At 63.9% G+C, this 5,818-nt stretch carries 7 protein-coding genes; all 7 read right to left on the bottom strand.

The genetic code is table 11. From position 1 onward, the window contains the following. The coding region (dhaL, locus tag EN935_RS19275) for a dihydroxyacetone kinase subunit DhaL (protein ID WP_127373530.1) at window positions 1-405 on the bottom strand (405 nt) is incomplete at its 3' end. Window positions 406-477: 72 nt separating this feature from the next. Next, complete coding sequence (locus tag EN935_RS19280; RefSeq protein ID WP_127263021.1) at window positions 478-2,121, bottom strand: dihydroxyacetone kinase subunit DhaK; 1,644 nt, start codon at window positions 2,119-2,121, stop codon at window positions 478-480. A 73-nt stretch (window positions 2,122-2,194) separates the two neighbouring features. Continuing rightward, the gene (locus EN935_RS19285; protein ID WP_127263020.1) at window positions 2,195-3,208 is read right to left on the bottom strand and encodes an ABC transporter ATP-binding protein; all 1,014 of its coding nucleotides are present in this window, start codon (window positions 3,206-3,208) and stop codon (window positions 2,195-2,197) included. Continuing rightward, window positions 3,201-4,313, bottom strand: coding sequence for an ABC transporter ATP-binding protein (locus EN935_RS19290; RefSeq protein ID WP_127263019.1), 1,113 nt, complete (start codon window positions 4,311-4,313; stop codon window positions 3,201-3,203). Before EN935_RS19290 ends, EN935_RS19285 begins: the two co-directional genes overlap by 8 nt. Before the next feature lie 2 nt (window positions 4,314-4,315). Continuing rightward, window positions 4,316-4,522: a hypothetical protein gene (locus EN935_RS19295; protein WP_109666013.1), complete on the bottom strand. Its 207-nt coding sequence runs from the start codon at window positions 4,520-4,522 to the stop codon at window positions 4,316-4,318. Next, window positions 4,519-5,469, bottom strand: coding sequence for a carbohydrate ABC transporter permease (locus tag EN935_RS19300; RefSeq protein ID WP_109666015.1), 951 nt, complete (start codon window positions 5,467-5,469; stop codon window positions 4,519-4,521). The genes EN935_RS19295 and EN935_RS19300 overlap by 4 nt, the downstream gene beginning before the upstream one ends. Then, window positions 5,466-5,818, bottom strand: a 353-nt coding sequence (locus EN935_RS19305; protein WP_164771206.1) for a sugar ABC transporter permease, incomplete at its 5' end; no start/stop codon positions are given. The genes EN935_RS19305 and EN935_RS19300, both read right to left, overlap by 4 nt.

The raw sequence follows: 5,818 nt of genomic DNA on the forward strand, positions 1-5,818 counted from the left end.
GTCATGCACAGGCTGCAGAACGTCGAGCATGGTTTTTTGTCCAACCTGCGACTTGCCGCGCGCAGCCACTGCTTCGATTGCCTTGCCGAAAGCCGCCGTAAGATTGGCGCGATCGGGCTCCGCCGAAATCTCCTTGCCGAGCGCCATGAACAAGGTGCCGAACAGCGGACCGGAGGCGCCGCCCACCGTCATCACCAGCTTGGTGCCGATCGCCTTCAGCGCTTCGGGCAGCGGCTTGGCCGAAAACGCCTCGGCTTCGGCGCGCACGGCCTCGAAGCCGCGCTTCATGTTCAGCCCGTGGTCGCCGTCGCCGATCGCCTGGTCGAGCGCCGTCAACTCTTCGGCGTGAGCGGCGATCGCATCCGCGACGGCTGTAATCAGCCTGGCAAGGTTCAACGCCGCCATATCGGCCAAATTCCCGGTTTCCACCCCGCCGGCAGTATCGAAAGAACGCTCATTCGACAACTGGAGCATGAATCAGGCCGCTTCATGCAGTGCGGCGACGGCCGCGAAGACCTCGGCCACCGCATAGGCGCCGGGGTCGACCACGCCTTGCAATTTGCTGCCGACATAGGCGGACCGTCCGGCTTTCGCCTTCTCCATGGCAGCGGTGGCCTCGGCACCATGGCGAGCCGCCGCCGCCGCTTCCTCCAGGCCGCTGGCGTCGAGCGCTTTCAGGGCCGGTTCCAGGGCATCGACCATGGTGCGGTCACCCATCCTTGCGCCGCCATAGAAAGTCATCCGCTCAAGGCCGGCAAGCAGCGCCTTGGCCAGGTTCGCTCCGCTGTCCAGGGCTTGTGCCGCCGCGGTGAAGAAGATCGACAGCAGCACGCCGCTGGAGCCGCCCATCGACGCGCTCAGAATGTCGCCTATCGCGGCAAGGGTAGCCGCGGGCTCGGCAAGCGGCAGTGTGTCGAGCCGATCGAGGATGCTGCGCGCGCCGGTCGCCACGGTCGAACCGGTGTCGCCGTCGCCCGCCTTGGCATCCAGTCCGTTCAAAGTGGTTTCCAGCGCGATCAGTCGTTCGCAGATGGTAACGAGAAGAGACCGGGTCCGCGCATCCTGACTGGGCTTGCGTGTTGCGCTCTGTCTGGCCGCTTTCGCCATCGGCACGACGGCAGGCGGCACAACGGGCTTCGCCGGCATCCAGGCATGCGGTCCGACCGGCGCCAGCAGGGCTGCTTCGCGTGCTGCATCGAGCCGGATCAGCGACAGCGAGAAGCCGTTCATGTTGAGCGCCGTCATCAGCGGGCCGGGGCCGATCGTCAGCTTGATGGTTTTGGCCAGCGGCGAGGCAAGCACCGCGTTGGCGATAACAGACATTTCGAGCGGCGGCACCGAACCGAGATTGTTGATCAGCAGGGCATGGTCGGCTGAGAGGTCGAGCCGTGCCGAGAGGCGTTCCGCCATGATCGCGACCAGCCTGTCGGCGCTTTGCACCGCAATCCGCTCAACGCCCGGCTCGCCATGAATGCCGAGGCCGAGCTCGCCGTCATTTTCGCCAAACCTGTCTTCGTGCGGCTGGCCGGGGATCGAGCAGGACGACAACGACATGCCGAGCGAAACGATATCCTTCGCCGCCGCGCGAGCGGCGGCCGCAATGGACGCAAGATCGTGGCCGGCCTCCGACAGATGGCCTGCGATCTTGTGCACGAACAAGGTGCCGGCAACGCCGCGCGGCTGGGCGATATCAGGCAAAGCGATATCGTCGGCGACGATGACCATCTCGACACGAAACCCTTCGGCGCGCGCCTTCTCGGCCGCCAGGCCGAAATTGAGACGGTCGCCGGTGTAGTTCTTGACGATCAGCAGGCAGCCGGCCGGACCGGTGACCGCGCGAATGGCCGCCAGCACCGCTTCGACGCTCGGCGAGGCAAAGATCTCACCTGAAACCGCCGCCGTCAGCATGCCCTTGCCGACGAAGCCGGCATGAGACGGTTCGTGTCCGGCGCCTCCACCGGAGACGACGCTGACTTTCGTCTTGTCCCAGTCGGCGCGCAGGACGACCTTGATTTCGGGATAGCCGTCGAGGCGCGCGAGATCGCCCGAGCCAATGGTCCGCAACAGGCCATCCAGTGCCTCGGTGACGATCGTTTCCCTGCGATTGAAAAAGTGCTTCATCGAATTCGTCCCGTACTCGCAATCGTCAATCAGAAGCCGGCGTTGACCCTTGAGTGGGAACACCGAAAACCGGTCACATCAGTCTTTGTCCATCGGCGCCGAAATACAGCGGCGACCGGTAGCGGATCACCACTTTGTCGCCCTGCGCCAGATCCGTGTCGGGATCGGTCAGCGTCACCAACTTCTTCGGACCAACCGTCACATGCAGGTGGTTCTGGTCGCCGAGATGCTCGACCCAGTCGACGACGCCGTCGGCATGGCCATTCGCGGCCTTCGCGATCGTCAGGTGCTCGGTGCGCGCGCCGATTGTCTTGGTCCCGGTCGGTGCGCCGCCATCGGGCAGCAGCCCGGTCGGCAGAAGATTGATCGCCGGTTGGCCGAGCCTTGCGGCGACATGCAGGTTTGCCGGCTCGGAATAGATGGTGCGCGGTGAACCGATCTGCACCAGCACGCCGTCGGCGAGGATGCCGATGCGGTCAGCCATGGTCATCGCCTCGATCTGGTCGTGCGTGACATAAAGCATGGTGGCGCCGAGTTCGGTCTGGATGCGCTTCAGCTCGAGCCTGAGATCCGCCCGCAGCTTGGCATCGAGCGACGACAGCGGCTCGTCCATCAGATAGATCGAAGGCTTGCGCACTAGCGCGCGGCCGATGGCGACGCGCTGCATTTCGCCGCCCGAAAGCTTGGTCGAGCGGTTGGCGAGCTTGTGATGGATGCGCACCATCCTGGCCACCTCCTCGACCCGGCGGCGGATCTGGTCTTCCGGCATTTTCCGAGCCGGCGAGCGCAGCGGGAAGGCAAGGTTGTCGAACACCGACAGATGCGGATAGAGCGAGTACTGCTGGAAGACGAAGGCCGTGTCGCGCTCGGCCGGCGACAGGGCCGTGGCATTGTGGCCGCCGATCTCGATCATGCCGGCATCCGGCCGTTCCAAACCGGCAATGAGCCGCAGCGTCGTCGTCTTGCCGGCCCCGGTCGGCCCGAGCAACACGACGAATTCACCATCTGATATATGCAGGTCGAGACCGTCGACGGCGACATGGTCGCCAAAACTCTTGGTCACGTTCCTGATGTGCACCTCAGCCATGCTGGGCCCTCCGCTCAGAGGCGACATCGTGGATCGCGGTTCTCACCGCGCGGCCCGATCCTTTCTCGAACAGCGACAGCCGCGCGCTGCTCAGCGTCAGCCCGACATGGTCGCCGGTGGAGAGCTGGATTTCGGCCGGCACGCGTGCCTTGATGATGCCGTCCGCCGTCTCCACCGCGACGATCTGCGTGGTGCCGAGATATTCGGTGCCGTAGATGGCACCGCGCAGTTTTGAGGCGTCGTCGAAGCGGATGTGCTCCGGGCGGATGCCGAGCGCCATGTCGGCTGGCGCGATATCCTCGCGCACCTCCGGCACCGCGACCTTTGCGCCCTGGACAATGATCTCCCTTGCGCCCTTGGCGAGACCGCCGCCGAACCCCAGAAAATTCATCGGCGGTGAGCCGATGAAGTCGGCGACGAACATGGTCGCCGGGCGGTCGTAGATTTCGCGGGGTGTGCCGAACTGTTCGATGACACCATGATTCATCACCGCGATCTTGTCGGCCATCGACATCGCTTCCATCTGGTCGTGCGTGACATAGACGGTCGTGGCGTGGATGCGGTTGTGCAGCTCGCGCAACTCATGGACCATCAGATCGCGGAATTCGGTGTCAAGAGTCCCCAGCGGCTCGTCCATCAGGAAGCATTTTGGCCGCCGCACGATGGCGCGGCCGAGCGCCACGCGCTGACGGTCGCCGCCGGCAAGTCCGGAGACGGATTTGTTGAGCAGATGGTCGATGCGCAGCAGCTTCGCCGTTTCCTCGACCCGCGTGCGGATTTCGGCCGATGGCATGCCTTGCGCCAAGAGCGGGAAGCCGATGTTCTTGCGCACATTCATGTGCGGATAGAGCGCAAACAGCTGGAAGACGAAGGCAATGTCGCGCTCGCGTGCCCGCAGCATGGTGACATCGTCGCCGCCGAGCAGGATCTGGCCGCCGGTCGGCAGCTCGAGCCCCGCGATCATGCGCAAGGTCGTCGTCTTGCCGCAGCCCGATGGTCCGAGCATGACGAAGAATTCGCCATCCTCGACGACGAAGTTGGAATCCTGCACGGCAACGAAATCGCCGAAGGCCTTTCTCAGGTGCTGGACGCGGATTTCGGCCATGATTATTCCGGGAACTTGGAGACGATGATGAACATCACGGTGCCGGCAAGCATGGTGATGAAGGAATAGGTATAGAGCGACAGCGCGAAGGGCTGGAACAGCATCAGGAAGCCGATGGCGATCAGCGCCGTCGCGATGTTTTCCATCAGGCCGCGCCTGGCCCAGACCGGCCACCGCGATTTGCGTTTACCGTGTTTGGTCATGCTCATTTGCGCACCGCGCCGAAGGTGATGCCGCGCAGCAATTGCTTGCGAAGCAGGATGGTGAAAACCAGGATCGGCACCAGGAAGATCGTCGTGCCGGCTGCCACCGCCGGCCAGTCCTGGCCGCCCTCGCCGATGATGGTCGGGATGAAGGGCGGCGCGGTCTGCGCCGTGCCGGAGGTCAGAAGCGCCGCGAAGGCATACTCGTTCCAGGCGAAGATCAGGCAGAAGATCGCGGTCGCGGCAATGCCGGTCGTCGCCTGCGGCAGCACCGTGCGCCAGAAGGCCTGCAGCCGCGTATAGCCGTCGATCATCGCCGCCTCCTCATATTCGCGCGGGATCTCGTCGATGAATCCTTTCAGTAGCCATACAGCCAGCGACACGTTGACTGCCGTGTAGAGCAGGATCATGCCGAGCGCCGTGTCCGACAGGCCGAGCTCGCGGTACATCAGGTAGATCGGAATGGCGACAGCGATCGGCGGCATGAAGCGCGTCGACAGGATGAAGAACAAAAGGTCGTCGGCGAGCGGCACCTTGAAGCGCGAGAAGCCATAGGCAGACAGCGTGCCGAGGAACACGGCGCAGAAGGTCGAACCGAAGGCGATGATCAGCGAATTGACGAAGCGCGGCAGGAAGTTGGACGGGCCGGCGATCACCATATTGCGCTTGCGCGTGGTCTCGTCGCAGAAGCCCGTCGCGGGACCCAGCGAGTTGATGTATTCCGGCGTCTGCCGCGTCCGCGTCGTGAACAGATTGCAGTAGCCTTCGAGGCTCGGCTGGAACAGGATCTTGGGCGGATAGGCGATCGAGTCCGGCGGCGTCTTGAAGCTGGTGGCGAAGATCCACAGCAGCGGCACGATCGAAATCAGCGCGTAGAGCACGATGATCGTGCCGGCGATGCGCTTCGAGTTGGCCGAGGGTGCGACGACCGAATGGGCTGTGGTCAGGCTCATCTCTGCTTCACCTTGTTGAGCGCCTTGACGTAGATGTTGGCCAGACCAAACACCGCAACGAACAGGATGATGGCGAAGGCCGAGGAGTAGCCGGTACGCCAGCTCTCAAAAGCCTGCCGCTTCAGGGTGATCGAGGCGACCTCGGTGGTCGAACCTGGCCCGCCGCCGGTCAACAGATTGACCATGTCGAACATCTTGAAGTTCTCGATGCCGCGAAACAGCACCGCCAGCATGATGAAGGGCAGCGCCATCGGCAGCGTGATCGACCAGAATTGCCGCCAGTTGGAGGCGCGGTCGACCTCGGCCGCCTCATAGATGTATTCGGGGATGGAGCGTAAGCCCGCGAGGC

This window comes from Mesorhizobium sp. M7D.F.Ca.US.004.03.1.1 (genome assembly GCF_003998635.1).
Taxonomy (GTDB): domain Bacteria; phylum Pseudomonadota; class Alphaproteobacteria; order Rhizobiales; family Rhizobiaceae; genus Mesorhizobium; species Mesorhizobium loti.